The organism is Klebsiella sp. PL-2018, from assembly GCF_019048985.1.
GTDB lineage: Bacteria > Pseudomonadota > Gammaproteobacteria > Enterobacterales > Enterobacteriaceae > Klebsiella > Klebsiella michiganensis.
This window is the reverse complement of the sequence record NZ_CP077673.1, coordinates 1-26,376: the sequence shown is the minus strand read 5'-3', so window position 1 is coordinate 26,376 and position 26,376 is coordinate 1. Positions and strand designations below refer to the sequence as shown.

The 26,376-nt window shown below is 53.7% G+C and carries 22 protein-coding genes and 3 pseudogenes; 13 read left to right on the top strand and 12 right to left on the bottom strand.

Annotated elements, in window-relative coordinates; genetic code table 11:
* The first annotated feature begins 4 nt into the window (after positions 1–4).
* From pstB to MKleb_RS00105, 5 genes are all read left to right on the top strand, one after another.
* Positions 5–778, top strand: coding sequence for a phosphate ABC transporter ATP-binding protein PstB (pstB, locus tag MKleb_RS00125; RefSeq protein WP_004855746.1), 774 nt, complete (start codon positions 5–7; stop codon positions 776–778).
* Between the two features lie 49 nt (positions 779–827).
* A complete protein-coding gene (gene phoU, locus MKleb_RS00120; RefSeq protein WP_004107251.1) occupies positions 828–1,553 on the top strand; it encodes a phosphate signaling complex protein PhoU in 726 nt (241 codons plus the stop codon).
* A 583-nt stretch (positions 1,554–2,136) separates the two neighbouring features.
* Positions 2,137–3,783, top strand: coding sequence for a carbohydrate porin (locus MKleb_RS00115; RefSeq protein ID WP_025107545.1), 1,647 nt, complete (start codon positions 2,137–2,139; stop codon positions 3,781–3,783).
* A 41-nt stretch (positions 3,784–3,824) separates the two neighbouring features.
* The gene (locus tag MKleb_RS00110) at positions 3,825–4,991 is read left to right on the top strand and encodes an alpha/beta hydrolase-fold protein (RefSeq protein WP_033837095.1); all 1,167 of its coding nucleotides are present in this window, start codon (positions 3,825–3,827) and stop codon (positions 4,989–4,991) included.
* A 54-nt stretch (positions 4,992–5,045) separates the two neighbouring features.
* Positions 5,046–5,768, top strand: a complete 723-nt coding sequence (locus tag MKleb_RS00105; RefSeq protein ID WP_025107547.1) for a glucosamine-6-phosphate deaminase — start codon at positions 5,046–5,048, stop codon at positions 5,766–5,768.
* Positions 5,769–5,823: 55 nt separating this feature from the next.
* On the opposite strand, the gene yieH is transcribed toward MKleb_RS00105, so the two are convergent.
* Positions 5,824–6,489, bottom strand: coding sequence for a 6-phosphogluconate phosphatase (yieH, locus tag MKleb_RS00100; protein ID WP_025107548.1), 666 nt, complete (start codon positions 6,487–6,489; stop codon positions 5,824–5,826).
* A gap of 167 nt (positions 6,490–6,656) precedes the next feature.
* Between yieH and MKleb_RS00095 the strand changes: the two are divergent.
* Positions 6,657–7,331: pseudogene (locus MKleb_RS00095) on the top strand (solute carrier family 23 protein); the annotation flags it as partial.
* A 185-nt stretch (positions 7,332–7,516) separates the two neighbouring features.
* Here the strand turns inward: MKleb_RS00095 and MKleb_RS00090 are convergent.
* A pseudogene (locus MKleb_RS00090) lies at positions 7,517–8,700 on the bottom strand (IS91 family transposase).
* Between the two features lie 87 nt (positions 8,701–8,787).
* Between MKleb_RS00090 and MKleb_RS00085 the strand changes: the two are divergent.
* Positions 8,788–9,450: pseudogene (locus tag MKleb_RS00085) on the top strand (solute carrier family 23 protein); the annotation flags it as partial.
* Between the two features lie 48 nt (positions 9,451–9,498).
* On the opposite strand, the gene MKleb_RS00080 reads toward MKleb_RS00085, so the two are convergent.
* From MKleb_RS00080 to MKleb_RS00060, 5 genes are all read right to left on the bottom strand, one after another.
* The gene (locus MKleb_RS00080) at positions 9,499–10,065 is read right to left on the bottom strand and encodes an NADPH-dependent FMN reductase (protein ID WP_004855733.1); all 567 of its coding nucleotides are present in this window, start codon (positions 10,063–10,065) and stop codon (positions 9,499–9,501) included.
* 37 nt (positions 10,066–10,102) lie between these two features.
* A complete protein-coding gene (locus tag MKleb_RS00075; RefSeq protein ID WP_025107549.1) occupies positions 10,103–10,840 on the bottom strand; it encodes a 4'-phosphopantetheinyl transferase family protein in 738 nt (245 codons plus the stop codon).
* Between the two features lie 146 nt (positions 10,841–10,986).
* The gene (yidZ, locus tag MKleb_RS00070; RefSeq protein ID WP_025107550.1) at positions 10,987–11,946 is read right to left on the bottom strand and encodes an HTH-type transcriptional regulator YidZ; all 960 of its coding nucleotides are present in this window, start codon (positions 11,944–11,946) and stop codon (positions 10,987–10,989) included.
* The gene (locus tag MKleb_RS00065) at positions 11,915–13,099 is read right to left on the bottom strand and encodes an MFS transporter (protein ID WP_025107551.1); all 1,185 of its coding nucleotides are present in this window, start codon (positions 13,097–13,099) and stop codon (positions 11,915–11,917) included. Before MKleb_RS00065 ends, yidZ begins: the two co-directional genes overlap by 32 nt.
* 179 nt (positions 13,100–13,278) lie before the next feature.
* Positions 13,279–13,686, bottom strand: a complete 408-nt coding sequence (locus MKleb_RS00060) for a GNAT family N-acetyltransferase (protein ID WP_048262966.1) — start codon at positions 13,684–13,686, stop codon at positions 13,279–13,281.
* A 924-nt stretch (positions 13,687–14,610) separates the two neighbouring features.
* Between MKleb_RS00060 and MKleb_RS00055 the strand changes: the two genes are divergently transcribed.
* The 5 genes from MKleb_RS00055 to MKleb_RS00035 all read left to right on the top strand — a co-directional run bounded on the left by MKleb_RS00055 (position 14,611) and on the right by MKleb_RS00035 (position 20,111).
* Positions 14,611–15,153, top strand: a complete 543-nt coding sequence (locus MKleb_RS00055; RefSeq protein WP_025107553.1) for a fimbrial protein — start codon at positions 14,611–14,613, stop codon at positions 15,151–15,153.
* A 76-nt stretch (positions 15,154–15,229) separates the two neighbouring features.
* Complete coding sequence (locus MKleb_RS00050) at positions 15,230–15,937, top strand: fimbrial biogenesis chaperone (RefSeq protein WP_025107554.1); 708 nt, start codon at positions 15,230–15,232, stop codon at positions 15,935–15,937.
* 2 nt (positions 15,938–15,939) lie between these two features.
* Positions 15,940–18,540 (top strand): fimbria/pilus outer membrane usher protein, encoded by a 2,601-nt coding sequence (locus MKleb_RS00045; protein ID WP_217076387.1) that lies wholly within the window; start codon positions 15,940–15,942, stop codon positions 18,538–18,540.
* A 189-nt stretch (positions 18,541–18,729) separates the two neighbouring features.
* A complete protein-coding gene (locus MKleb_RS00040) occupies positions 18,730–19,599 on the top strand; it encodes a fimbrial protein (protein WP_025107556.1) in 870 nt (289 codons plus the stop codon).
* Positions 19,600–19,610: 11 nt separating this feature from the next.
* Entirely contained in the window at positions 19,611–20,111 is a 501-nt protein-coding gene (locus MKleb_RS00035) for a fimbrial protein (RefSeq protein WP_025107557.1), read from the top strand.
* A 298-nt stretch (positions 20,112–20,409) separates the two neighbouring features.
* Here MKleb_RS00035 and mnmE read toward each other — a convergent pair whose 3' ends face one another.
* From mnmE to rpmH, 5 genes are all read right to left on the bottom strand, one after another.
* Positions 20,410–21,774 (bottom strand): tRNA uridine-5-carboxymethylaminomethyl(34) synthesis GTPase MnmE, encoded by a 1,365-nt coding sequence (gene mnmE, locus MKleb_RS00030; protein ID WP_025107558.1) that lies wholly within the window; start codon positions 21,772–21,774, stop codon positions 20,410–20,412.
* A 194-nt stretch (positions 21,775–21,968) separates the two neighbouring features.
* Entirely contained in the window at positions 21,969–23,615 is a 1,647-nt protein-coding gene (gene yidC / locus MKleb_RS00025; RefSeq protein ID WP_004855708.1) for a membrane protein insertase YidC, read from the bottom strand.
* 2 nt (positions 23,616–23,617) lie between these two features.
* Positions 23,618–23,875, bottom strand: a complete 258-nt coding sequence (gene yidD, locus MKleb_RS00020; RefSeq protein WP_004871831.1) for a membrane protein insertion efficiency factor YidD — start codon at positions 23,873–23,875, stop codon at positions 23,618–23,620.
* Entirely contained in the window at positions 23,839–24,198 is a 360-nt protein-coding gene (gene rnpA / locus MKleb_RS00015; RefSeq protein WP_004871829.1) for a ribonuclease P protein component, read from the bottom strand. The genes yidD and rnpA overlap by 37 nt, the downstream gene beginning before the upstream one ends.
* A gap of 15 nt (positions 24,199–24,213) precedes the next feature.
* On the bottom strand, positions 24,214–24,354 hold the full coding sequence (gene rpmH / locus MKleb_RS00010; RefSeq protein ID WP_004871828.1) for a 50S ribosomal protein L34: 141 nt from the start codon (positions 24,352–24,354) through the stop codon (positions 24,214–24,216).
* Positions 24,355–24,975: 621 nt separating this feature from the next.
* Between rpmH and dnaA the strand changes: the two genes are divergently transcribed.
* Positions 24,976–26,376: a chromosomal replication initiator protein DnaA gene (gene dnaA / locus MKleb_RS00005; RefSeq protein WP_004871826.1), complete on the top strand. Its 1,401-nt coding sequence runs from the start codon at positions 24,976–24,978 to the stop codon at positions 26,374–26,376.

Sequence of the window (26,376 nt, the reverse complement as noted above, 5' to 3'; positions counted from 1 at the left end):
CGAGATGAGTATGGTGAATGCGACCCCGGGTAAACTTTCAGTTCGTAACCTGAATTTCTACTACGGAAAATTCCATGCCCTGAAAAACATCAACCTGGATATTACCAAAAACCAGGTTACGGCGTTTATCGGGCCGTCAGGCTGCGGTAAATCCACGCTGCTGCGTACGTTCAACAAAATGTTTGAGCTGTACCCGGAGCAGCGTGCGGAAGGCGAAATTCTGCTCGATGGCGATAATATTCTGACCAACACCCAGGATATCGCCCTGCTGCGCGCCAAAGTGGGGATGGTGTTCCAGAAGCCGACGCCGTTCCCGATGTCGATTTATGACAACATCGCCTTTGGCGTGCGCCTGTTTGAGAAGCTTTCCCGCACGGATATGGATGAGCGCGTGCAGTGGGCATTGACCAAAGCCGCATTGTGGAATGAAACCAAAGATAAACTGCATCAGAGCGGATATTCTCTCTCCGGTGGCCAGCAGCAGCGTCTGTGCATCGCGCGCGGTATCGCTATTCGTCCGGAAGTTCTGCTGCTGGATGAGCCCTGCTCGGCGCTGGACCCGATCTCTACCGGGCGTATTGAAGAGCTGATCACTGAACTGAAACAGGATTACACCGTCGTTATCGTGACCCACAACATGCAGCAGGCCGCGCGTTGCTCCGACCATACGGCATTTATGTATCTTGGCGAGCTGATTGAATTCAGCAACACGGACGATCTGTTTACCAAGCCCGCTAAGAAGCAAACTGAAGATTATATTACTGGCCGCTACGGTTGATTGCCCTTCTGCTACCAGGCTCTAACCTATTGGGCAATCAGGAGATACTATGGATAACCTAAATCTTAACAAACATATTTCCGGCCAGTTCAATGCTGAACTGGAGTACATTCGCACCCAGGTCATGACCATGGGTGGGCTGGTGGAGCAGCAGCTTTCTGATGCGATCACCGCGATGCATAACCAGGACAGCGAACTGGCAAAGCGCGTTATTGACGGCGACAAGCAGGTCAATATGATGGAAGTGGCGATCGATGAGGCCTGCGTGCGCATCATCGCCAAGCGTCAGCCGACCGCCAGCGACCTGCGTCTGGTGATGGCGATTATTAAAACCATCGCCGAGCTGGAACGCATCGGCGACGTCGCGGATAAAATCTGCCGCACCGCGCTGGAAAAATTCTCCCAGCAGCATCAGCCGCTGCTGGTGAGCCTGGAATCGCTGGGGCGCCACACCGTGCAGATGCTGCATGATGTGCTGGACGCCTTTGCGCGTATGGACCTTGATGAAGCGGTGCGTATTTATCGCGAAGATAAGAAAGTCGACCAGGAATATGAAGGCATCGTGCGCCAGCTGATGACCTATATGATGGAAGATTCGCGCACCATTCCAAGCGTCCTGACCGCCCTGTTCTGCGCCCGCTCGATTGAACGTATCGGCGACCGTTGTCAGAACATCTGCGAATATATTTTCTACTTCGTCAAAGGTCAGGATTTCCGTCACGTCGGCGGCGACGAGCTGGATAAACTGCTGGCCGGGAAAGATCCTAAAGAGTAATAAATCACAGAGACTAATTCTGATAAAGGATTTATCAGAATTAGTTATGATTAATCTTACTCCTGTTTTTAATTAACAAAATTGGTGCGATTGTCGTCACAAATAATAATTTCATCAATTGTGGTTTGATTTTAATAGCGTAACAATGCGGTACATTAATCGAGTGACTTGTTGCGGCAAGGCTCGAATAAAACTCTGGATTGTTACTGCGCAAGCAGGCAAAACCTGACATCACCGTTAACCTGGTGATGTCAGGTTTTTTTTTGCCAGATAATCCGCCATCAGCTGATTAAAGGGATTGTTACCGCAGCGCGGGCAAAACCTGAAGCAAGCCTCCTCTGTTTTCTGCAGGGGGATTGCTTCAGGTTTTTTTTGATTTGATGCAAGGCTGTTTGTGGGTAAACCAGGATGGTATTAACCGAATAAATAATAGTGCTGGTTTTAATAACGTTCTTTTTTCCTTAAGGGGAAGCACCTTTTCGGTAACAAGCTTTATTCGATAGAAAAATAAAAATACGCCTTCGCGTTAGTTGACATTTTATCGCGATATTCAGTTGCACCTGTTTTTATATAAAGGGAACTTATGTTTAAAAGAAATCTGATTACCTCGGCCATACTTATTATGGCGCCGCTCGCTTATACAACCCATGCTATGGCGGAATCGCTAACCGTTGAACAGCGTCTTGAGCTTCTGGAGAAGGCGCTTAAGGATACGCAGAGCGAACTAAAAAAATATCAAGATGAAGAGAAGGCCAGAAATCGACTCTGGATTGCCAGTACGCAGCCTGGCGCACCTGAGCAGAGTGCGTCCGCGCAGGTTGTCAGCGCACCCGCACCGGCCGGCGGCGCTGCAAAACCGGCGGCGGTTCTGGTGAAAAACGAACAGCCCGCGGCTAACGGCGAGTCCATTTATAGTTCGATGACAATGAAGGATTTCAGCAAGTTTGTGAAGGATGAAATTGGCTTCAGCTATAACGGCTATTACCGTTCCGGCTGGGGGACCGCATCCCATGGTTCACCTAAGTCCTGGGCGATTGGCTCGCTGGGTCGCTTTGGTAATGAATATTCGGGCTGGTTTGATTTACAACTTAAGCAGCGGGTCTATCAGGAAGGCAATAAGCGGGTTGATGCGATCGTGATGCTTGACGGCAACGTCGGGCAGCAGTATTCCTCCGGCTGGTTTGGCGATAACGCTGGCGGCGAGAACTATATGCAGTTCTCTGATATGTACGTCAACACCAAAGGTTTCCTGCCATTCGCGCCGGAAGCGGATTTCTGGGTGGGTAAGCACGGTGCGCCGAAAATTGAAATCCAGATGCTGGACTGGAAAACGCAAAGAACCGATGCCGCAGCCGGCGTTGGCCTTGAAAACTGGAAGGTGGGCGCGGGTAAGTTTGATATTGCGCTGGTGCGCGAGGACGTTGATGACTACAACCGTACGTTGACCAAAAGCCAGCAAATTAACACCAATACTATTGATATTCGTTATAAAGAGATCCCGCTTTGGGATAAGGCGTCATTGATGGTCAGCGGCCGGTATGTCGCGGCAAATCAGAGCTCATCCGAGAAATATAATGAAGGTAATAATGGATATTATGAATGGAAAGATACCTGGATGGCGGGGACGTCGTTAACGCAGAAATTTGATAACGGCGGATTTAACGAATTTTCCTTCCTGCTGGCAAATAACTCCATCGCCAGCAGCTTCTCGCGCTATGCGGGATCCAGTCCGTATACCACATTCAACGGCAGATACTATGGCGATCATACCAACGGCACCGCCGTTCGCTTGACCTCGCAGGGGGAAACCTATTTGAGTGATGACATTATTATGGCGAACGCCATCGTTTACTCCTTTGGTAATGATGTCTACAGCTACGAGACCGGCGCGCACTCCGATTTTGAGTCTCTTCGCGCCGTCGTGCGCCCGGCCTGGATCTGGGATAAATATAATCAGACCGGCGTCGAATTGGGCTATTTCAAGCAGCAGAACAAAGATAGTACCGGCAAGAAATATAACGAATCCGGCTACAAAACTACCCTGTTCCATACCTTTAAAGTGAATACCAGTATGCTGACCTCCCGCCCGGAAATTCGTTTCTATGCGACTTATATTAAAGCGAAGGATATCGACCTGGATAAGGCGGCTAACAGCAATACCAGCAGCATTTTTGAAGATGGTAAGAACGATCAGTTTGCCGTTGGCGCTCAGGCTGAAATCTGGTGGTAAGGCTGGCAACGGTCAGGACAAAATTCTAAAGAGGAATAAAGATGAAACGACATGCTATTTACTTAGCTCTGGCGCTGGCGGGCGCGGCGTTTACCGCTCATGCCGCGCCGTTTCCGGTCACGCCGAGCGCGGCGATCCCGGTCAGCCAGTATATTACGCAGGTTAACGCCGATAAGAGTATCACCTTCCGCCTGTTTGCCCCGGATGCAAAACGGGTGTCCGTGGTGACGGGGGCAACGCCGGATACCTTTGTCTCCCATGATATGAGCAAAGATGAGCAGGGGATCTGGACATGGAAAAGCGATGCGCTGGCACCCAATCTCTACGAATACTATTTTGATGTCGACGGATTCCGTTCCGTCGATACCGGTAGCCGCTATCAGAAGCCACAGCGTCAGGTGAATACCAGCCTGATCCTGGTACCCGGCAGCATTCTTGACGATCGCGCGGTCGCCCACGGCGAGCTACGAACCCTGACCTATCATTCAAAGGCGCTGAACGCTGAGCGTCGCGTCTACGTGTGGACGCCGCCAGGCTATACCGGTACCGGCGAACCGCTGCCGGTGCTCTATTTCTATCACGGTTTTGGCGACAGCGGACTGTCGGCCATCGACCAGGGCCGTATTCCGCAAATCATGGATAACCTGCTGGCGGAAGGCAAAATCAAGCCCATGCTGGTGGTGGTGCCGGATACCGAAACCGATATTCCTGACGCGGTTGCGGAAAACTTCCCGCCGCAGGAGCGGCGTAAAACCTTCTATCCGCTGAATGCGAAAGCGGCTGATAAAGAGCTGATGAACGATATTATTCCGCTGATTGATGCGCGCTTTAACGTGCGTAAAGACGCGGACGGCCGGGCGCTTGCCGGGCTGTCGCAGGGCGGTTATCAGGCGCTGGTCTCCGGAATGAACCATCTGGAGAGCTTCGGCTGGCTGGCGACGTTCAGCGGCGTAACGACAACCACGGTACCGGATGCCGGCGTCGAGGCGCAGCTACACAACCCACAGGCGATCAACAAGCAGCTGCGTAACTTTACCGTCGTCGTGGGCGAGAAAGACGTGGTTACCGGCAAGGATATCGCCGGGCTGAAAGCGGAGCTGGAGAAGCAGAAAATCAACTTTGATTACCATGAGTATCCGGGCCTGAACCATGAAATGGACGTCTGGCGTCCCGCCTACGCCGAATTTGTACAGAAGTTGTTCAAATAGCATGAAGGAGCCAGTTCGCTGGCTCCTTATCTTCAATACCTTGAGGGAGACAATATGAAATTAATCGTGACGGAAGATTATGCCGAGATGAGCCTGGTCGCCAGCCATCACGTTCTGGGCTACATCACCGCGCCGCGCAGGGTGAACCTGGCGGTAACGGCAGGCAGTACGCCGAAGAAAATGTATGAACATCTGACGGCCGCGGTTAAAGGTAAATCGTTCTATTCTCAGGTCCATTATTACAACTTTGACGAGATTCCGTTCCGCGGACAGGATCGTGAAGGCGTGACCATTTCCAATCTGCGCAGCCTGTTTTTCACCCCCGCGCAAATCTCTGAAGAGAATATCCACCCGCTCAGCCATGAAAACTTCAGGCATCACGACCAGCGGTTACAGGACGAAGGGGGCCTCGATCTGATAGTGATGGGCCTCGGCGCTGACGGCCATTTTTGCGGTAATTTGCCGAATACCACGCGCTTCCACGATGCGACGGTGGAAGTCTCTATCGTCGGCGATATGGTGGATCTTGTCGCTCACGGCGAGATGGACGGCGACTTCTCTGCGGTGCCGGATAGCTACGTCACGATGGGGCCAAAAAGCGTCATGGCGGCGAAAAACCTGCTGCTGATCGTCAGCGGCGCGGCAAAAGCGCAGGCGCTAAGGCAGGTGATTGAAGGCGAAGTCAGCGAGCGGGTTCCGGCTTCGGTGCTGAAATTACATCCTTCCCTGGTGATTGTGGCTGATAAAGCGGCGGCTGCGGAGTTGAGTCAACCGTAATCCACTTTCAGCGTAGCGCAGGCGGGACGCGCCCTGATAGCGCTACGCTCCAGGTTTATCGCGTTATATTCCAGCCGCGCGCCTGCCATAACTCAGGTAGCTCTTCGAGGCGGGTAAACGTCGTCACCTTCGGATGTTCGATCGGCTTATTATGCGGATCGGCGCAGAAATAGAACACTTCCATTCCGGCGGCAACCCCTGACTGCGCGCCTGCGCTGGAATCATCAACCAGAATGCAGTTCTCGACGTTAACGTTCATCGCTTTTGCGGCATGCAGCATCAGGGCCGGATCGGGCTTCCAGCGCTGGATATCGTAGCCGCTGTACAGACGCTCCGGGAAATGGTGCAGCATTGCGGTTTTACCGAGAGAGTGCTGCATTTTGCTCACCGGGCCGTTGGAGACCACGCACATCGGCACGTTGACCGCGTCCAGCAGCGCCTGTGCGCCAGAAATGACTTCCAGTTCAGTATCAAACAGGCGCGCGACTTCATCGCGGTACACCGGCTCAAGGGTCGCCTTGTCCAGATTAACGCCGTACTCCGCGTTAATGGTGTCGATAATCTCGTACAGCTTGACGCCTTTGAAGCGCTTAAAAATCTCGTCTAAATCCAGCGTAATGCCGAATTCCCTGAACATGTGAACGTAGGCGCGGGAGCAGATCACCTCGCTGTCGACCAGCGTGCCGTCACAGTCGAAAAATACTGCTTCTGGTTGGGTCATGTCGTTTCCATTTTAATAAGTTAACGTTTTCGTCTTGCTGATTAGTGAGACGCAATCGTTGCCGTATAAGCAAAATCGATGAAAAAAAGTATCTCACAACCGCCCTTATTGTCGCATTTTGGTATAGGATAGCGACGAATTTTCCCTCCTTTGTTCGGAAACCGATAATGAGTCAACAACAAACCAGCCAGTCATCTGGCCCGGGTCTGCTGGAGCGCGTGTTCAAACTACGTGAACACGGCACGACGGCACGCACCGAAGCGATTGCAGGTTTCACCACTTTTCTGACAATGGTGTACATCGTTTTTGTTAACCCACAGATCCTCGGCGTGGCGGGTATGGATACCAGCGCCGTGTTCGTCACAACCTGTCTGATCGCCGCGTTCGGCAGCATCATGATGGGCCTGTTCGCTAACCTTCCGGTGGCCCTGGCGCCGGCGATGGGACTGAACGCCTTCTTTGCTTTTGTCGTGGTACAGGCAATGGGCCTGCCGTGGCAGGTCGGGATGGGCGCGATTTTCTGGGGGGCGGTTGGCCTGCTGCTGTTGACGATTTTCCGCGTACGCTACTGGATGATCGCCAATATCCCGGTTAGCCTGCGTATCGGTATCACCAGCGGTATTGGCCTGTTCATCGGTATGATGGGCCTGAAGAACGCCGGCGTGATCGTCGCCAACCCGGAAACCCTGGTGAGCATCGGCAACCTGACGTCCCACAGCGTACTGCTGGGCATTCTTGGCTTCTTTATTATTGCGATTCTGGCTTCCCGCAACATCCACGCCGCGGTGCTGGTTTCTATCGTGGTTACCACGCTGCTGGGCTGGCTGCTGGGCGACGTTCATTGATAGGAATTAAAACCTGAAACTGAACAACAAACAACCACCATTTTTGACTCCCGGCCAGCGCTGACGGAGGTCTGGTGATTGTTTGCTTCAATCAGTAATCGCTCATTTATCGGTGATATCGATTAACTGACCGTCTTTTAAACTTTCCCTGCGCTGTGGACGGATCTTCCCTGCATCCGCGCCTAACCGCACATTTTCATCTGCGCCAGCTGCTCATGCCGGGCCATCAGTTCCGCAAGCCGCTGCCCCCGTTTCAGCCCGCCGAAACACATTATCTTCCCGCACAAAATGCACGCCAGTGGGTCCACTTTCAGCAGCCGCTGGTACAGCCCCCGCCATGTCACCTTCCGCGCCGTTTTACGCTGCGTCTCTGTTAACAGATACACGACTTCCAGCACGGCCCGCTTTGACGGACTCAGAAAACCGTAATACCGCACCATCCGGAACCGTTTCTCCGGCACATGCCAGGAAAAGCGTTCCATAAACTCATCCCCGCTCAGCGTCAGCGTCTCCTCCTGCTTTGTCCGGTGACTGCGGTAGCGCATGATAATATCATCCCGCCCGGCGTAGTGCTCCAGCCGGCTCATCGACACCGGGGGCTTCTTAAGGTAAGCCCCGAAGTACATCGCCACGTGCGTGGCGTTGTCCATCACCTTCGACACCCGCACATTCCATTTTCTTCTGTAGTGCCGGTCCAGAAAGCGATTCCAGTCCTGCCTGCAGCGACTTTCTGCAGCCAGGGTTGCCGGTATCTCCAGCCGCCAGAATTCCCGGCGCAGCAGGTCAGTGATACGCCAGCGCCACATCGGCATCACGTTACGGGCGTAAAACTGCACTTTCTTCCAGGTACTGGTGTCAGTAATCCCGCCGGCCGTTGTGGAAAGGTGAATATGCGGATGCCACTGCTGGTCGCGCCCCCAGGTATGGATGACGCTGAAGCAGCCCGGCAGAAAGTCGCCGCGTCGGCCGGTTTCCAGGATAACATCGGCCGCGAGGCGGCTCATTTCGGCGAGCAGCCAGCGGTTATGGTATATCAGGGGCCAGAAGTCACAGGGGACAGTGAAGGTGATATGCTGCCATTCACCGTCGGGCACCAGGGCGAGAAGATACTGTATCCAGACTTCGCCTGCTTTTACGCCGCAGTGGGGGCAGGAGCGGCTTTTACAGCGGAAGCAGACTTTTTTGAGTGGCCACATCCGGGGTCAGGACAGCGCCAGCAGGTGTATCCCATGAGCGTGGTGCCGCAGGCCATGATTTTAGTGACGGCCTCAATGACAGCGGGACGAACAGAACCTTCAGGCTGTTTGTGAAACCAGCTAAGCCAGCGGTTGCCTTGCTGAAAGATATCGGCGAAGCGGGGAAGCATAATCATTTCACAGAAGAAGTGGGAGCTGAAGTTATAACAGTCGCCGAAGGCCATAACAAGTCGCAGCCGTCAGGCTGCCTACTTGACTACACCGGAATCGTATCCATGCCGCCGAGCGTCACGACGGTCATTGGGCATGTTGACCTGGCAGGCTCGCTGAATCTCGGCCTGGCGGGCGTGATCTTCTCGTTTATGCTGGTGAACCTGTTCGACTCCTCCGGTACCCTGATCGGCGTGACCGATAAAGCTGGTCTGGCCGATGCGCAGGGTAAGTTCCCGCGGATGAAGCAGGCGCTGTTTGTCGATAGCGTCTCGTCCGTTGCGGGCTCCTTTATCGGCACCTCTTCCGTAACCGCCTATATTGAATCTTCCTCGGGCGTTTCCGTAGGCGGACGTACCGGCTTAACCGCCGTGGTCGTTGGTCTCTTGTTCCTGCTGGTGATCTTCCTGTCGCCGCTGGCGGGTATGGTCCCGGCCTATGCCGCAGCCGGCGCGCTGATTTACGTTGGCGTCCTGATGACCTCCAGCCTGGCGCGCGTGAAGTGGGATGATTTAACCGAATCAGTGCCGGCGTTTATTACCGCCGTGATGATGCCGTTTAGCTTCTCCATTACGGAAGGTATTGCCTTAGGCTTTATCTCTTACTGCGTAATGAAGATCGGTACCGGTCGACTGCGCGACCTCAGCCCATGCGTGATTGTGGTTTCGCTGCTGTTTGTGCTGAAGATTGTGTTTATCGACGCGCATTAATACCCGCGCCGTCACACTCAGCCGTTCTGGCGAGTGTGACGGCGTCTATCAGGCTTTAACCCGCTGAATATATTCGGCAAAAGCGCTAAGCTGTCCGCTCAGATGATCGAGCGTGCTCTGATCGACGACTTTCCCCTCCTGCGGATCCACTTTGTTCTGAATCACGCCGCCCATAAATTCGGGCTTATTCATCACCATAGCGTCGAGGAATACCAGAATCTGACGCAGGTGATACTGACAGCGCGCACCGCCAATAGCCCCCATCGAACTGGTTTGAATCAGTACCGGCTTACCGGCCAGCGGCTGTTCCGGCAGGCGAGATAGCCAGTCGATGGCGTTTTTCAGGCCGCCGGGCACCGAGTAGTTGTATTCCGGCGTAACGATAACCACGCCATCAGCCTCGCGAATTTGCTGAGCGATATCCTGAACGCTTTGTGGGAATCCCTCTTCCTGCTGGACGTCGGCATCATAGAGAGGAATATCGCCAATGGACGGTAACGCGGAAACCGCCATTCCTGCGGGCGCGATGCCGGGGAGGGTACGCGCGACCATGGCATTAAAAGAGCCTTTGCGCAGACTTCCGAGTAACGTAACAACTTTCAACGTATCAGACATGATTGCTCCTTTGCATCATGATGGCCGGGTTATCCGGTCAGTTGAGGGAGAAGGCTTTTTCTACCGGTAAATGGGTGAAACGCATCAGCCGGGCGGACGGCTCTCTGGCGCGAGCCTGCGCGTCGGGCAGGCTACGCCAGCCCTCTTTACCATTATATTCCCAGACTTTCAGCTGGCCGATATCCGGACTGGCGGCGATGGACCAGACCAGCACCGTTTCGGCATCGCATACTGCTTCGATTGACTGCGTCCCGCTTGTCCGTAATCGTCCGGAGCCCGGAAGAAGCTGGAGGTTAACGGCGTTTTCACCGGTCAGTTTCATGACGCTTTTGCGGAGTGCGTCAAGCTGAGCGCGCGCTTCATCAGGATCGTGCTGGTTGCTAATCCATACCCGCTCATTACTGTTAAAGACGTAGCGGTCGGCGTCGGGCGAGGCATGTAAACTGCGGGAGGCGTGCGGTAATTCCATATCCAGGCCGCAATCACCTTCGGTGGATAACGCGACGCCGACAATATTCCCGGCATAGGAGATGGAAAAACGCGGGAGATTTTCGTCGCGGAAAGCGGGTTTTCCATTCTCTTCGTCAATAATTTCAGGAAGTTCGCTGATGCCGTACAGCATAAAGAGGAGTTCTGCGAGGAGTGACCGTGATGCGCGATAGCGGCTTTGTCGGTACTCAGGCAGGCGGCAGGCGGATTGATGACAGGCCGCTGACAGGCGTGTTGATAGCGGTTCCCGGGTGTTGAGTATCCCTCTTGCAAAATGCGTTGCCATTCGTCGCTCCGTGATTAATGGTCAATGATAGAAATTGCGAATTATATTATCGCTCAGAATTGCCAGGTTTTAATGCGGAAATCACCCCTTGCGCAATAAATTGCATAAATTTTACAATTTATTGCGCAAGACGGGCTAATCCAACGCTAGAGCGGTTCAGTATAGAGCTGCCTGAGCGTTTCTCGCAGCCAGACGATCTTCGGATTGTAGCTGTTGCGCTTATGCCACAGGAGGGTGAAGGGGACGCGTATTTTCTCCAGCTGGGACGGCTCCAGCGGCAACGGGAGTGAAACCAGCGGCAGATGGTGCTGTTGATTGTAACGCTGGCAATAGCGCGGGGCGGTGGCCAACATCGTATGATGAGGCTGGGCCGCCATAAACAGCGACTGCTCAAAACCCGGGACGGTCAACGCCACGGTGCGTTTATGCCCCAGATCGTGCAGAACATCATCCAGCGCCCAGGTATCGCTTTGTTCCCAACAGATATTGATATGCGGATAACGCAGGAAAGTGTCCAGATTCCACTCCTCGTTCAGCGCGGGATGATCGGCGCGCAGCCATACCTGCGGGAGATCGGTAAACAGGATTTCAAAATCGATATACCAGGGCAGCAGGCTGAGCTGTTCACGGGAGCGAGGATGGGTTTCCCGGCCGCAAAAACCGATGTCGACTTCACCGCGAATAATCGCATCCAGCGAATCATAATCCCAGTTACGCAGGCGGATCAGCGCCTGCGGATAGCGCTGGTAGATCCGCTGTGAAAGCGTATTCAGCAGGATCATCAGCAGCGGCGACTCTGCCGCCAGCTCAAACTTTAACCCGCTCGGCATGGTGTGATGAGGCTTATCGAGGATCTGATTACCCATCTGCATCCAGTCCGCCAGATCCTGCTCCATACTGCTCATCAGCGGCGTGGGTGACAGCCCCAGAGGCGTTTTGACAAACAGCGGATCGTCAAACCAGGCGCGCAGTTTGGCCAGCGATTTACTCACTGCCGACGGCGAAACGTTCATCCGTTTCGCCGTGCGGGTGACGCTGAGCTCCTGGGTTAAGAGCTGCAGGCACAGCAGCAGGTTAAGATCGAGACTCGACAGGGGTTTCTTCATAGCGTTGCGCGGCCCGCGCCGGAGAGGTGACCATAATCAGAACAATGCTCACTATGCTACAGGCAATAAGTATCCCGATCAGCATATTCATCGCGCTGAGTCCGATGATAGCCGCCAGCCAAATCCACAGTGAAGAGCCGCAGACCTGAGCAATTCCCAAAACAGAACTCGCCACGCCGGCGCGCAGGGTGAATGGCCCAAGGGCCTGACTCATTGCTACGCCAAAGCCGGCGGAGAACCCGGCGCAAATCAGTCCCAGACCCAGCATCGTCATCGTCTGGCTGGTGGAGAGGCTCAGCAGCACGCCGGCGATAAAGAACAGCACCTGCGAGGTCAGCATCAGGGTGCGGGGCTTAAATAGCGTCAAAGCGAACGGCGTTGAGAACGACACCACCATGCTAACAAGCGCCATTAGCGCCATCGCCATGGAATAGGTGCCGCGATCGAAGCCCATCACTTCCATCATGATCACCGGGGAGACGTTAACGTAAGTCAGGATAGCCGTCACGCTCAGGGTGGTTATGATAATTCGGCTGAGAAAAAAGCGGTTAAGCAGCGACTCGGGGACATTATTTTGCTGCATCGCCGCATGTGGCGCGGCTGTGGGACGCGTTTCCCGCAAGATAAAGACCGAGAGCAGTCCCACCAGAACGCCCATGCCTGTCATGGTATAGAACAGGCTCTGCCACGGGTATTTCAGCATAATCAGGTGGCCGAGTACCGGCGCCAGTACCGGAATAATGCAGGTGATACCGTTAAGGAGGGAAAGCACCTTCGCCCGGCGGCGATCGTCGAGGGTATCGCGCAGCACCGCAAAGGCGACGACGTAGCAGCTGCCCGCGCCAATCCCCTGAATAAAACGCCCAGCCAGGAAGTGGGCGCTGACCTGCGCCTGCGAGCAGAGAAGGGAGGCCAGTATGAAGACAACGGCACCGAAAATCGCCACCGGCTTGCGCCCTGATTTATCGGCGATACGACCCGCAAACAGCATCGCCGCGGCCATTCCCGCCAGATAAACCGAAAAGGCGATATGCAGCTGCGCTTCACTGGCCCCCAGATCCTGCGCAATGCGCGGTAGACCGACCAGATACATATCGATGCCGGATGGATAAAGCAGAACCAGCGCAAAACTGCAGATAAGAAAGCGTGCCATAGAACCCCTCGCATAAGAATGCGGTACAGAATAGTGGGGTTCGTGCGGGAGTACGAGTTGCCATTTGGACAACAACGATTTCCTGGGAGGAAAAACGGTTGAAAGATGTGCAGCGATAATTTAATTATTTGTTTTTATATCGCTTTTTGATATTTCCAATCAAGCGATCGCGTCCCGCATTATTTCCAGATCTTTGCCATACCTTCACTTTCTGGCCTGACGCAGGAAAACCCAAATTTGGCGTACAGTTCGGGAACATCCGCCACCAGCGAGACGTATGCCCCTTTAACCGCGTTTTCATCCAGCCAGGAGACGATTTTCTGCATGATCTGGCGACCGAGACCTTTTCCCTGATGGGCCGGGTCCACGGCGACGTCGACGATTTCAAAGTTCAGCGCGCCGTCGCCGACGATGCGTCCCATACCAACGGGCACGTCCGCATAGAGGACATGCACGCCGTAGCAGCTACGCGGCAGACCCGCGCGGGCGCCTTCCAGCGGGCGCGGCGACATACCTGATATGACGCGCAGGCGACAAAAATCTTCCGCCGAAGGGACGGTATCAATAAACGTGTAATCAGCCATCATTGTCGTATCCGGTAAGTGGGAGTACCGATAAGGGTAATAGACAAAGCGATACGCCGTGAAGACGCTAAAGGAAAATAATTAACCCGCTTTAACAGGATGTTAAGGCGAGTGAGTACGCTTTATTTAATCTCATTTCTGATGCCCTGCTGATAGGGTGTGTTTTTTCCGCAACTATCTGTTTATGCCCATCATACTTCAAGTTGCATGTGCGTTGGCTTTGTTACTCGGCCTAAGACCTCGCCCCTACGGGAACAGAGCAAGCGCTGTTCAAGGCACAAGTACCTACCGTCATATGGCATACGAGTAGTGACTCCCCGAGTGTTATGAACCCCTGCTTTGGAGGCTCGTATAATATTTTTTTTGCATTTATCCTGACCCCATAAATAGGCGATGGTTGAGAGCCGCCTGCATTCAACTTTTTATTTAAAGAGCAGCCATGATCGATGCTGGAATCTCGACGCTCGGCTGTATAAAAAGGCAATGTTGTGAAGCGTTATTTTGTAGTGCGTTAAGAGAAAGCGAGCAAGTACCTGAACATATTAGAACTGGGATAACCAGGGGGGGGTAAAATGATAGTTGAGTGCTTTTATGTATCTTGTTGTTTTTTAATAAATGTTTTGGTGGTTTTGATGTTTTTTTCGGGGTGTTGAGCGAAGTCCAATAATGGATGAAATATTCTGTTGAGATGGTTGGGGGTTCTATTTCATAATCTTTTGCAGATTAATATTACATAAGGAAGTTGGCGTGTAAGCATTAGGGTGCTGATTGAAATGCGCCATGGGCTTTCTTTTTCAATATTTTACTCCGCTGTTTGTCATCTTAAATAATGTATTTAGGGGTCATTCTTCCCTGAATGAACCGTTGTATGGTTCTATTTTAAAAGAATGAATGAGTAATGATTATATTTTTATTAAGGATTAAATAATGAAAAAGCAATTTGTAATGACTGCTGTGGCAGCATTGTTCAGCGTAGGGATGGGTGTGGCTCATGCGGTTGATGGAACGATCAACTTCGTCGGTACCGTTACTGCCGACAGTTGCACCGTGGATATCAACGATCAGACAAACCCAACCCTGAACCTGGGTACCGTGAACACGGTTGATCTGGCGAAAGCTGGCGACACCGGTCCGGCAACGAACTTTACGCTGGATCTCACCGCTTGCCCGAATACGGTTACCGCAGCAAGCGTGACTTTTACTGGCAATGCCGATGGCTCTATGAACACGGCGTTCAAAAATGAGTCCAGCGACAGCGGCGCGGCTACTAATGTTGGCGTTCAGCTGTACGACGCATCTGCAGCCAAAGTCAGCCCGTCTTCTGCTGTCGACGTTAGCTCTTTCCTGACGGCGGACGCTACCACTACCGAAGCACATATTCCATTCACCGCTCGTATGGTTGCTGTGGCTGATACCGCAACTGCCGGTACGCTGGTTTCTCACGCTGACTACACCATCAGCTACCAGTAACCCTCCGTATCAGGGAGAACGCCAGGGCACGGAGGCCCTTGTTTTCAAACGATTAGGAAAGAGGATGCAACGGTTCATGAGAAAGTCAGTTATTTACGGTCTGCTGGCGGCTGCGATGTGCGCCGTAACATCTGCGCACGCAGGGGTCGTTATCGGCGGTACGAGACTGGTTTATCACGGCGGCGATAAGGAAGCGTCCATTCAGGTGATGAACAGCGCTAACGGTCAGATTCCCTACCTTATTCAAAGTTTTGTCGATGACAAAGGCCCGAAAGGAGATCGTCCTGGTACCACCGGTTCGCTGCCCTTTACCGTTACGCCACCGCTGTTTCGACTGGATGCTGGTTCAGAAAATACGATTCGCGTTGTCAGAACAGGGGGGAATTTTCCGGCAGATCGGGAAAGCGTTTACTGGCTGGATGTGAAGGCGATACCGGCAAACAATCCGGCGGATAAGGGCAAGAACGTGCTGCGCTTTTCGCTGAAAAACCGAATCAAACTTTTTTATCGTCCCAAAGGCGTTGCCGATCCCACCAGTGAGGCAATGGAGGCGATCGGTTTTCACAGGACGGGCAACAAGCTGACCGTCACCAATCCAACCCCCTGGTATCTGAGCTTCTTTAAGCTGAACGTCGGTGACAAAGTGGTCGATACGGCGTTTACCATGGTCGCGCCGCACGGTTCGACTGATTACACCATTCCGGCAGGGACAGGCGGGAAAATCACCTGGCAATATATCAATGATTATGGCGCAGGATCGTTGGTTCTGGACGGGAAAGGGTAATCATGTCTCAACCATCCATAGACGTAGCGGGCAAAAGCAGCGCTTTTTTATTACAACCGCTTGCCTGCATTATTATTTTAGCGCTGTATGGAACGCAGGGCGCGCTGGCTCAGGATGAGTTCGATATGGCGGCGCTGGAGACCAGTGGACCCAAACTTAACGTTGATCTCAGCCAGTTTTCCCAACCCGGTTCACAGCTACCGGGTCGCTACCACGTAGACGTTTATGTGAACCATGAGCAGGTTGACACGCAAACGCTGGACTTTGTGCAGGATAAACATGGGCAGCTTACGCCTGTGGTGACCCCCGCGCTGTTGGCGCAGTGGGGTATTAAGATTGGTGATATCGATGCGCTGCGGAACAAGAACAGTATCAACGATCTGGCTGCAACCGTCCCGGATAGCCAGATCAGACTCGATTACAGCCAGATGCGTCTGGATCTCACCATACCGCAGGCTGACGTCAACAGCGCGGCGCAGGATTCCGTCAGCCCGACGCTGTGGGATGAAGGAGTGCCGGCGCTGCTGCTGGGCTATGACTTTAACGGTTCAAACACCTGGCGCGACGAGAACGATTCTGGAAGGGAAGATAGCTATTTTCTGAACCTGCACAGCGGCATTAACCTGGGCGCGTGGCGGCTGCGAAACTACAGCACCTGGACCTACAGCAAATCGCCGGAATATCACGACACCACAAGCGGCGAAGACGTTAGCAGCGGCGGGAGCAGCGAAAGCGACTGGAGCTCCATCAACACCTTTTTACAACGCGACGTGCAGGCCGTACAGGGGCTGTTAACGCTGGGCGATGCGACCACTCCTTCCGATGTTTACGACGGTTTTACGTTCCGCGGCGTCCAGCTTTCTTCAGACGATGACATGCTGCCTGACAGTCTGCGCAACTTTGCGCCAACGGTACATGGCATTGCAACCAGCAACGCGACGGTCACCATTCGCCAGAATAATAGCGTGATTTACCAGAAGCAGGTACCGCCGGGGCCGTTTAAGATCGACGATCTCTACCCAAACTCCACAAACGGCGACCTGCTGGTAACGATTAAAGAGTCAGACGGCAGCGAACGCAGCTTCGTCCAGCCGTTCTCCAGCGTGGCAATCATGCAGCGCGAAGGGCATCTTAAGTATGACTTCACCGGCGGTAAATACCGCAGCAACAGCGATGGTCAGGAGCCGAAGTTCGCCCAGATGACGCTGATCTACGGCCTACCGTACGATATGACGATATACGGCGGTACGCAGCTGGCGGATAGCTACCAGAACGGGCTGTTGGGGATGGGATTCACCCTCGGTGAACTGGGCTCCATCTCCTTTGACGGGGCCTATTCCTCGGCCGATTTGAGCAATGACGAGCACAAAGAGGGGCAGTCCATACGCGCCCAGTACTCAAAAAGTATGCTCAGCACCGGCTCAACGATCACGCTGGCGGCATACCGTTATTCCACTAAGGGCTACTACAGCTTTCAGGATGCGGCGGATCTAATCGTCAATGATTCTCACGATGACGATCTGAACGACCAGGATGAATTTGACTTAAGCCATAACAAACGTTCCCGCTGGCAGCTGTCACTCAGTCAGTCGCTACCAGAGGGCTGGGGATCGCTTTATGCGAGCGGCTACCAGCAGGATTACTGGAACGAAGGTGGATATGAGCGAAACCTGTCCCTCGGCTACGACACCAGCTGGGATGGCATGACGTTGGGCCTGAACGACACCTTCAGCAGCATGCCGGGAACAGAGGACGACCATCAGGGCGCGTTGAATATCAGCATCCCGCTGAGTAAATGGCTGCCGAAAGCCTATGCCGGATACAGCCTCAACACTAACCGCCACGGAGACACCACCCAGCAGGTCAGCTTGTACGGTACGGCTTTGAAGGATTCGAACCTTAGCTATAGCGTGATGGAAGGCTACAGTAACCATGAAAATTCCGGCAATAACGGCACGCTATCCGTCGATTATACCGGTCGCGCGGGCGAAGCGAACATGGGTTACAACTACGATCCGGACAGCAGGCAGGTGAACTATGGCGTGCAGGGCGGAGTGGTGGTGCACCCTTACGGCGTCACCTTTTCGCAGTCGCTGAGTGAGGATATCCAGTCGCTGGCGCTGGTGCGCTCGCCGGGGGTCAGCGATGTGACCGTGGAAAACGGCACCGGGGTCAGCACCGACTGGCGCGGTTATGCCATCGTACCTTATCTCACGCCGTATCGCCGCACGACGGTAAGGCTTGATACCAGCACCCTGGCCGACAATGCGGAAGTCGATAGCTCCACGGCGCAGGTGGTGCCGACGGAAGGGGCGATTGTACTGGCGGGGTTTAAAACGCATATCGGCGCGAGGGTGTTGATGCATCTGCATCACGCGAATACGGACGTTCCTTTCGGCGCCACCGTCACGCTGGCAGAGGACGACAGCGTCAACAGCATCGTTAGCGACGGCGGTTCAGTGTATCTGACCGGGATGCCGCAGCAGGGCGACATCCTGGCACAGTGGGGCAAAGGAAAAAATGCGCAGTGCCATGCCCATTATCAGCTGCCACAAGAGGGTGAAAAAACTGGCGTAATTAATCTTGATGCGCAATGTCAGTAGAGAAAAGGTGGTGAAATGAAAAACAGAACAACATGCAGGCCGCCGTTGACAGGGCAGCGCGAGGCAAACACACGGTTTTTTCGCCAGGCGGTAATGGCTGGATGCGCTTGCACGCTATCGCTGAATGTCTGGGCTTCAGAGTGTTACTCGAGTGTTGCCTCAACGAGCGTTGATCTGAAAACGATATCGGTGTCGCCGGATCTGGCCGTTGGACAATCGATTACCGGCGGCGATAAAACGTTTGATTCGGTTCAGTTTGCGTCATGTGAATCCTCATTTACGGTAGAGAAATACTTTTATGGTTATCTCTATTCGTCGTTGGCTTCGGCGGGAACCTATAACGGCCGACTGACTTTTAAAACCAATTTGTCCGGCGTTGGCGTTCAGCTTGGCGCCAGCATGTCGGATACGAAAGGGGCCTCGGGCAACGGCTGGATAACCAGCGGCTCGTCAATAAAGCTGTTAACCGATGACAGTATCGGTTGGGGGGCGATGATTTATATGTCGATTACCCCAAAGCTTAATTTAATTAAAATCGCCGACTCGGTAAGCGGCGGTACGCTCTCCGGAAAGGTTGGTTACGGTCAGGCGAACGGCAACCAGGGGTCGGCAAATATCGATATTAATTTCACTGGCACGTTGTCGGCCAGCGGCTGTACCCTCTCCGGCGGCTCGGATCTGAGTTTTACGCTTGATGATGTGCAAAAAAGCGAACTGCCTTCGGTCGGGAGCACTTGGGGAGAGAGCAGTGAAAAAGATATATCGCTGAGCTGTACTGCCGGAACGAATGTCTATTTTACCCTTAGCGGCACACAGGAACCTGGCACCAGTGATACCAGTATATTAAAGAATAATGGCACCGCTAAAGGACTTTCCGTGCAGGTGATGGATCTGCATGGCGGCGGTAATCACCCGGTCAATCTGAATTACCGCTGGTCGCCGATTACCAGCTCAGGGACGACGGCAAAAATACCGCTCGCCGCGCGTTATATTCGCACGGGCGACTTAACCCCGGGCTCCGTTGACGCCAGCGCCACCTACACGCTTGATTATGATTAAGGAGAATGAATATGTTTCTGCGTTTATTTTTTCTCCCTTTGTTACTGCTAGCGATAGCGTCATTAGCTGAGGCTGACGGGGGCAATATTCATATTACGGGAAATTTGACGGCTCAATCCTGCACAGTAGATGGCGCTACAGATTTTACGCTTTCTTTGGGTACGGTTGACCGGGCGGATTTACCTTCTGTGGGTTCAACGGCTAATCAGGTTGGACTCAATATCCCGCTAAGTTGTATCAGCGGTACGAAAGTAATAATACAGATTGACGGCACCAGCGTAAGTGACAATAACACGGTCATGGTAAATACCGGTACCGCGGAGGGGGTCGGTACGCAATTACTGGAGCCCAACAATAACAACAGGCCTGTCCCACTCGGGAGTTCCTGGACAATTATCGAAAATTCACAGACCAGCGAAGTGATTACCCTTGGCGCCAGATTCTACAGAACAGGCGATGTGGTTCCCGGAACAGTGAATGCGACGGCGACTTATACCCTCTCATATGAATGAAAATGACAGGGTAGATATTTTTCTGCCCTGTCAGGTTATCGCGCTGTGCTTTCATCAGACCGCAGGCGGTCAGTAATGAAATCTCGATATGATTTATGCAGGTGCAGTTCGTGAGTTCTTTTGCTTGCCGCTAAACATTTGATGTGATTTTTAGCGTAAAAAGTGAACAATGACACAGCGTTTTTAATTCAGAATACAAAATCGCGGATGGTCCCGCACGACTACGCGCCAGTACAAACAATAAAAACCCACATTAACAATCAGTTAATGCGGGTTAGTCAATGCTCACATACTGAGCTTATTTACCGATACAGAAACTTGAGAAAATGCGTCCCAGCAGGTCGTCGGAGGTAAACTCGCCGGTGATTTCGCTCAGGCTCTGCTGGGCCAGGCGCAGCTCTTCCGCCAGCAGCTCGCCAGCCCAGGCGCCCAGCAGCTGCGCTTTACCCTGCTGAAGATGCTCTGCGGCGTCGGACAGCGCCTGCAAATGGCGGCGGCGCGCCAGAAAGCCGCCTTCCATATTGGTTTCAAAGCCCATGCTCTGCTTGAGATGATTACGCAGCACGTCTACGCCCTCGCCGGTACGCGCCGAAAGGCGAACAAGTGAGTGGTCATTCACTTCGCTCAGCCCCAGCGTTTCTCCGGTGATATCCGCCTTGTTGCGCACCACGGTAATCGGCAGGTTTTTCGGCAGACGGGCGATAAAATCTGGCCAGATATCTGCCGGATCGGTCGCATCGGTGGTGGTACCATCGACCATAAACAGCACGCGATCGGCTTGTTCAATCTCCTGCCAGGCGCGTTCGATGCCGATACGTTCGACCTCATCGTTCGCATCGCGCAGGCCGGCGGTATCAATGATGTGCAGCGGCATACCATCGATATGGATATGCTCCCGCAGCACGTCGCGGGTGGTACCGGCAATATCGGTGACGATAGCCGCCTCCCGGCCCGCCAGCGCGTTCAGCAGGCTTGATTTCCCGGCGTTCGGCCGCCCGGCAATGACGACCTTCATCCCTTCGCGCAGCAGGCTACCCTGGCGCGCTTCGGCGCGCACGGCGTCAAGATCGGCGATAACGTCGTTTAGCTGGGCTTCGATTTTGCCATCGGAGAGGAAGTCGATCTCTTCGTCCGGGAAATCAATGGCCGCTTCCACGTAGATGCGCAGGTGCGTCAGCGCTTCCACAAGATGGTTTACGCGAGTGGAGAATGCGCCCTGCAGCGAATTCAGCGCAGAACGCGCCGCCTGCTCGGAGCTGGCGTCGATCAGGTCGGCAATGGCTTCTGCCTGTGCCAGGTCGAGCTTGTCGTTTAAAAACGCGCGCTCGGAGAACTCGCCGGGCCTGGCGATGCGCACGCCCGGCAGCGTCAGAATGCGTTTCAGAAGCAGGTCGAGGATAACGGGGCCGCCGTGGCCCTGAAGCTCCAGCACGTCTTCGCCGGTAAAGGAGTTCGGGCCGGGGAACCACAGCGCAATCCCCTGATCCAGCGCGCTGCCGTCGCTGTCTTTAAACGGCAGGTAGTCGGCATAGCGCGGCTTCGGCAGCTTGCCCAGCACCGCCTGCGCAACGTCGCGCGCCTTCAGGCCAGAGATGCGCAGAATGCCCACACCACCGCGTCCCGGTGGGGTTGCCTGGGCGACGATAGTGTCGTTATGGCTCATGGTGACTCTCTATGTGGATGTAAAAAAGGCGGTCTATTGACCGCCTTCTCTGGCATTAACTTTACCGTAGATTCTCGAAATAGTTCAAGTTGCAGGAAGGCGGCAAGTTAGAGAGGCCCCTGGAGCTTACTGAAGTAAGTGACCGGGGCGAACTAACGAAGCCAACGCATCTGCGGCTTGAAGAATGAAGAGAATCAGGATTTTTTCTTCTCGCGGCTATGCAGGCCACGCTTCTCCAGACCACGGTAAATCAGCTGCTGCTGAATAATGGTGACCAGGTTGCTGACGATATAGTAAACCACCAGACCGGACGGGAACCACAGGAAGAACACCGTGAAGATGACCGGCATAAAGGTCATGATCTTCTGCTGCATCGGGTCGGTCACGGTGGTCGGAGACATCTTCTGGATGAAGAACATCGTCGCGCCCATGATGATCGGCAGGATGTAGTACGGGTCTTGCGCCGACAGGTCGTGGATCCACAGGATAAACGGCGCATGACGCAGTTCAACCGAGGCGCTCAGCATGTAGTACAGCGCAAGGAAGATTGGCATCTGGATAATCAGCGGGAAGCAGCCACCCAGCGGGTTAACCTTCTCAGCTTTATACAGGGCCATCATTTCCTGGCTTTGACGCTGCTTGTCGTCGCCCAGACGCTCGCGCATTGCCTGAATCTTCGGCTGCAGCATACGCATCTTCGCCATGGAGGTGTACTGCGCTTTAGTCAGCGGGTACATGATGCCACGAACGATAAAGGTGATGACGATGATGGAGAAGCCCCAGTTGCCCAGGAAGCTATGGATCCATTTCAGCAGTTTGAACAGCGGCTGAGAGATAAACCACAGCCAGCCGTAGTCGACAGTCAGGTCAAGATGCGGCGCAACGGCGGCCATTTTGTCCTGAATAGCCGGGCCGACCCACAGGGTGCTTTCCAGCTTATCGGTTTGACCCGGCTGCACCAGAACCGGCTGAGATTTGTAGCCGATTGCCACAATACCGTTGCCGAGATTCGCGGTGTAGAAGTTGTTAGTACCGGTGTTCTGCGGAACCCATGCGGTAGTAAAGTACTGCTGCAGCATGGCAACCCAGCCGTTTTTGGTGCTGACGTTCAGGTTTTCGTTATCGACGATAGTATCGAATTTGTATTTTTCGTACTTCGTTTCAGACGTTGAGTACGCCGCGCCACGGAAGGTGTGCATCGTCGTCAGACCGCCGGTCTGCGTGTCGCGATGCGTCGGCAGGTTGGCGGTTTGCTTCAGCTGGCCAAAGGTCGACAGTTCCAGCGGTTTTTCGCTGGCGTTCTGCACGCTATAGCCGACGTTCACCGCATATTCACCGCGCTTCAGGGTGAAAGTTTTAGTGAATACGTTGCCTGCTTTATCGGTGTACGTCAGAGGAATGACGATTTCGTTCTGGCCATCAGCCATCACAAACGCATCTTTATCGACGTTATACAACGGACGCGGTCCGTTAGCCGGGTTGTCCGGGCCATCACGACCGGTCAGGCCGCTCTGCGCCTGATAGGTAAACTGCGGCGTGGTTTCCAGAAGCTGGAACGGCTCAGTTGACTTCAGCTCTTTCGGATAATCCAGAAGCAGCGCTTGCTCAACATCACCACCGCGGGTGTTGATGGTCAGGTCAAGCACATCGGTTTTTACCGTAATCAGTTTCCCCTGGCCACTGGCCGGTACGCCCTGGTCGGCGGCGCTACCCGTTGCTGTGGTCGTTGTCTGCGTGGTCTGCTGCTGGGGTTGAGGATTGTTATCCTGCTCCCAGGCTTGCCAGATCATGAAAGACACGAACAACAAAGCGATGATAAGAAGATTGCGTTGCGAATCCATCGTTAGTGTTCTCTGGTATCAAATGGTCCAGGCGGGACGGGATCGTCACCACCAGGGTGTAAAGGGTGGCATTTTAATACGCGTTTCACCGTCAACCAACTGCCTTTTATCAATCCAAACCTGCGCAATGCCTCAATTCCGTATTGAGAACAGGTCGGCGTGAAACGACAGTGCGGCCCGAGTAGCGGACTAATCAGGCGCTGATAGACCCGAATCAGGCCTATCAGGACCCGCGAGCCAGGCGACAGTGGCGGCGCCATAATTTTTCCAACGCTTCCGAGAGAGCACGGTTATCGAGGTCGGCAACCCCTTTCTTCGCCACCACCACGAAATCCATTGGCGGGAGTTCATGTTGACGTAAACGGAAGCTTTCACGCGTCAGACGTTTAATCCGATTGCGTTCATGCGCGCGCTTGACGTTTTTCTTGGCGACGGTAAGACCGATGCGGGGATGCCCCAGCGAATTTTGGCGGCCGAGGATGGTGATTTGCGGCGTGCCAGCCCGTAATGGCTGCTGGAAGACGAAAGTGAAATGACTGGGAGTTAACAAGCGTAACTCCCTGGGAAATGCGAGCTTAACCACTCAGGGTTAGCTTTATTACTTGGAAACGGTCAGACGAGCGCGGCTTTTAGCACGACGACGTGCCAGAACCTGACGACCATTTTTAGTAGCCATACGAGCACGGAAGCCGTGAGAACGGTTGCGCTTCAGTACAGACGGTTGAAAAGTGCGTTTCATGGCGATTTCTACCTAAACTTGAATAATTTCACTGACTTTCGCGTAAATCCGAACGAATTTCGAACGGCCTACGCCTCAGCGTGGGTGATTAAAGAGGCCGGATTGTAATAATTGTACACTCCGGAGTCAATTCTCTTTCCTTATTTCTCGCACCTTGCCGCACAAAAAACAGGCGATGGCACGCTGCGGAAAACGGGCTTTACGCGCCGGGTGGTGGATTATACGACCTGGTGGATAAAGCGCAAGGATCGCAAAGGATCTTTGTTAGATCGATTAAGCCCAAAACCAGGATAGTTCATTAATTTTTCCAATATGCGGCTGAAATCGTGCCCCACTCCAGCCAGGATCGATTACACTTACCCAGCTTCGATCCTTCCTGTGGATAAATCGGGAAGAATCTGTTGAGAAACACAAGATCTCTTTCTCAGTTTAGGCTATGATCCCCGGTCCCGATCGGGATCCAGAGATCCGCATCGGGTAATAACCGCAGATAGCGGTTCGCACGTCACCCCTTTTGTGCAGGGGCTTTTCGGCTATGCAGGGTCTTGTCGACGTGTGCCAACAATCACGATTGTTTCAGTTTCTCTTTATATATCGATTTTTGTTCGAGTGGAGTCCGCCGTGTCACTTTCGCTTTGGCAGCAGTGTCTTGCCCGATTGCAGGATGAGTTACCAGCCACAGAATTCAGCATGTGGATACGCCCTTTGCAGGCGGAATTGAGCGATAACACGCTGGCACTGTATGCGCCAAACCGTTTTGTGCTCGATTGGGTAAGGGATAAATACCTCAATAATATCAATGGACTCCTCAATGATTTTTGCGGTGCGGATGCCCCACAGCTGCGGTTTGAGGTGGGCGCTAAGCCTGCCGTTCAGATGCAGAGAGGTACGGTAAGCGTTGCGGCCGCAGCACCTGCGCAGCAGATCCAGACGGCGCGCGTTGCGCCCACTATCGTGCGTCCGGGCTGGGATAACGTTCCGGCGCCGGCAGAACCGACCTACCGCTCTAACGTCAACGTCAAACATACGTTTGATAACTTCGTCGAAGGTAAATCCAACCAGCTGGCTCGCGCGGCGGCGCGTCAGGTTGCGGATAATCCCGGCGGCGCGTACAACCCGCTGTTTCTTTATGGCGGCACCGGCCTGGGTAAAACGCACCTTTTACATGCGGTGGGTAACGGAATTGTGGCGCGTAAACCCAATGCGAAAGTGGTTTACATGCACTCCGAGCGTTTTGTACAGGACATGGTAAAAGCCCTGCAAAACAACGCCATTGAAGAATTTAAGCGCTATTACCGCTCCGTTGACGCACTGCTGATCGATGACATTCAGTTTTTTGCTAATAAAGAGCGCTCGCAGGAAGAGTTTTTCCACACCTTTAACGCCCTGCTGGAAGGCAATCAGCAGATCATCCTGACGTCGGATCGCTATCCGAAGGAGATCAACGGGGTTGAAGATCGTCTGAAATCACGCTTCGGCTGGGGGCTGACGGTTGCGATCGAGCCGCCTGAGCTGGAAACCCGCGTGGCGATCCTGATGAAAAAAGCCGATGAAAACGACATCCGCCTGCCGGGCGAAGTGGCGTTCTTCATTGCCAAGCGCCTGCGCTCTAACGTACGTGAGCTGGAAGGGGCGCTGAACCGCGTTATCGCCAACGCCAACTTTACCGGCCGGGCGATCACCATCGATTTCGTACGCGAAGCGCTGCGCGATCTGTTGGCTTTACAGGAAAAACTGGTCACCATCGACAATATTCAAAAGACGGTGGCGGAGTATTACAAAATTAAGGTAGCGGACCTGCTGTCTAAACGCCGCTCCCGTTCGGTGGCGCGCCCCCGCCAGATGGCGATGGCGCTGGCAAAAGAGCTGACCAACCACAGTCTGCCGGAAATCGGCGATGCGTTTGGCGGCCGCGACCATACCACCGTCCTGCACGCTTGCCGTAAGATTGAGCAACTGCGTGAAGAAAGCCACGATATCAAAGAAGATTTTTCCAATTTAATCAGAACATTATCCTCGTGA

Coding starts and splice junctions, on each gene's coding strand:
- pstB (WP_004855746.1), top strand. CDS start 5: ATGAGTATGGTGAATGCGACCCCGGGTAAACTTTCAGTTCGTAACCTG.
- phoU (WP_004107251.1), top strand. CDS start 828: ATGGATAACCTAAATCTTAACAAACATATTTCCGGCCAGTTCAATGCT.
- MKleb_RS00115 (WP_025107545.1), top strand. CDS start 2,137: ATGTTTAAAAGAAATCTGATTACCTCGGCCATACTTATTATGGCGCCG.
- MKleb_RS00110 (WP_033837095.1), top strand. CDS start 3,825: ATGAAACGACATGCTATTTACTTAGCTCTGGCGCTGGCGGGCGCGGCG.
- MKleb_RS00105 (WP_025107547.1), top strand. CDS start 5,046: ATGAAATTAATCGTGACGGAAGATTATGCCGAGATGAGCCTGGTCGCC.
- yieH (WP_025107548.1), bottom strand. CDS start 6,489: ATGACCCAACCAGAAGCAGTATTTTTCGACTGTGACGGCACGCTGGTC.
- MKleb_RS00080 (WP_004855733.1), bottom strand. CDS start 10,065: ATGTCTGATACGTTGAAAGTTGTTACGTTACTCGGAAGTCTGCGCAAA.
- MKleb_RS00075 (WP_025107549.1), bottom strand. CDS start 10,840: ATGGCAACGCATTTTGCAAGAGGGATACTCAACACCCGGGAACCGCTA.
- yidZ (WP_025107550.1), bottom strand. CDS start 11,946: ATGAAGAAACCCCTGTCGAGTCTCGATCTTAACCTGCTGCTGTGCCTG.
- MKleb_RS00065 (WP_025107551.1), bottom strand. CDS start 13,099: ATGGCACGCTTTCTTATCTGCAGTTTTGCGCTGGTTCTGCTTTATCCA.
- MKleb_RS00060 (WP_048262966.1), bottom strand. CDS start 13,686: ATGATGGCTGATTACACGTTTATTGATACCGTCCCTTCGGCGGAAGAT.
- MKleb_RS00055 (WP_025107553.1), top strand. CDS start 14,611: ATGAAAAAGCAATTTGTAATGACTGCTGTGGCAGCATTGTTCAGCGTA.
- MKleb_RS00050 (WP_025107554.1), top strand. CDS start 15,230: ATGAGAAAGTCAGTTATTTACGGTCTGCTGGCGGCTGCGATGTGCGCC.
- MKleb_RS00045 (WP_217076387.1), top strand. CDS start 15,940: ATGTCTCAACCATCCATAGACGTAGCGGGCAAAAGCAGCGCTTTTTTA.
- MKleb_RS00035 (WP_025107557.1), top strand. CDS start 19,611: ATGTTTCTGCGTTTATTTTTTCTCCCTTTGTTACTGCTAGCGATAGCG.
- mnmE (WP_025107558.1), bottom strand. CDS start 21,774: ATGAGCCATAACGACACTATCGTCGCCCAGGCAACCCCACCGGGACGC.
- yidC (WP_004855708.1), bottom strand. CDS start 23,615: ATGGATTCGCAACGCAATCTTCTTATCATCGCTTTGTTGTTCGTGTCT.
- yidD (WP_004871831.1), bottom strand. CDS start 23,875: ATGGCGCCGCCACTGTCGCCTGGCTCGCGGGTCCTGATAGGCCTGATT.
- rpmH (WP_004871828.1), bottom strand. CDS start 24,354: ATGAAACGCACTTTTCAACCGTCTGTACTGAAGCGCAACCGTTCTCAC.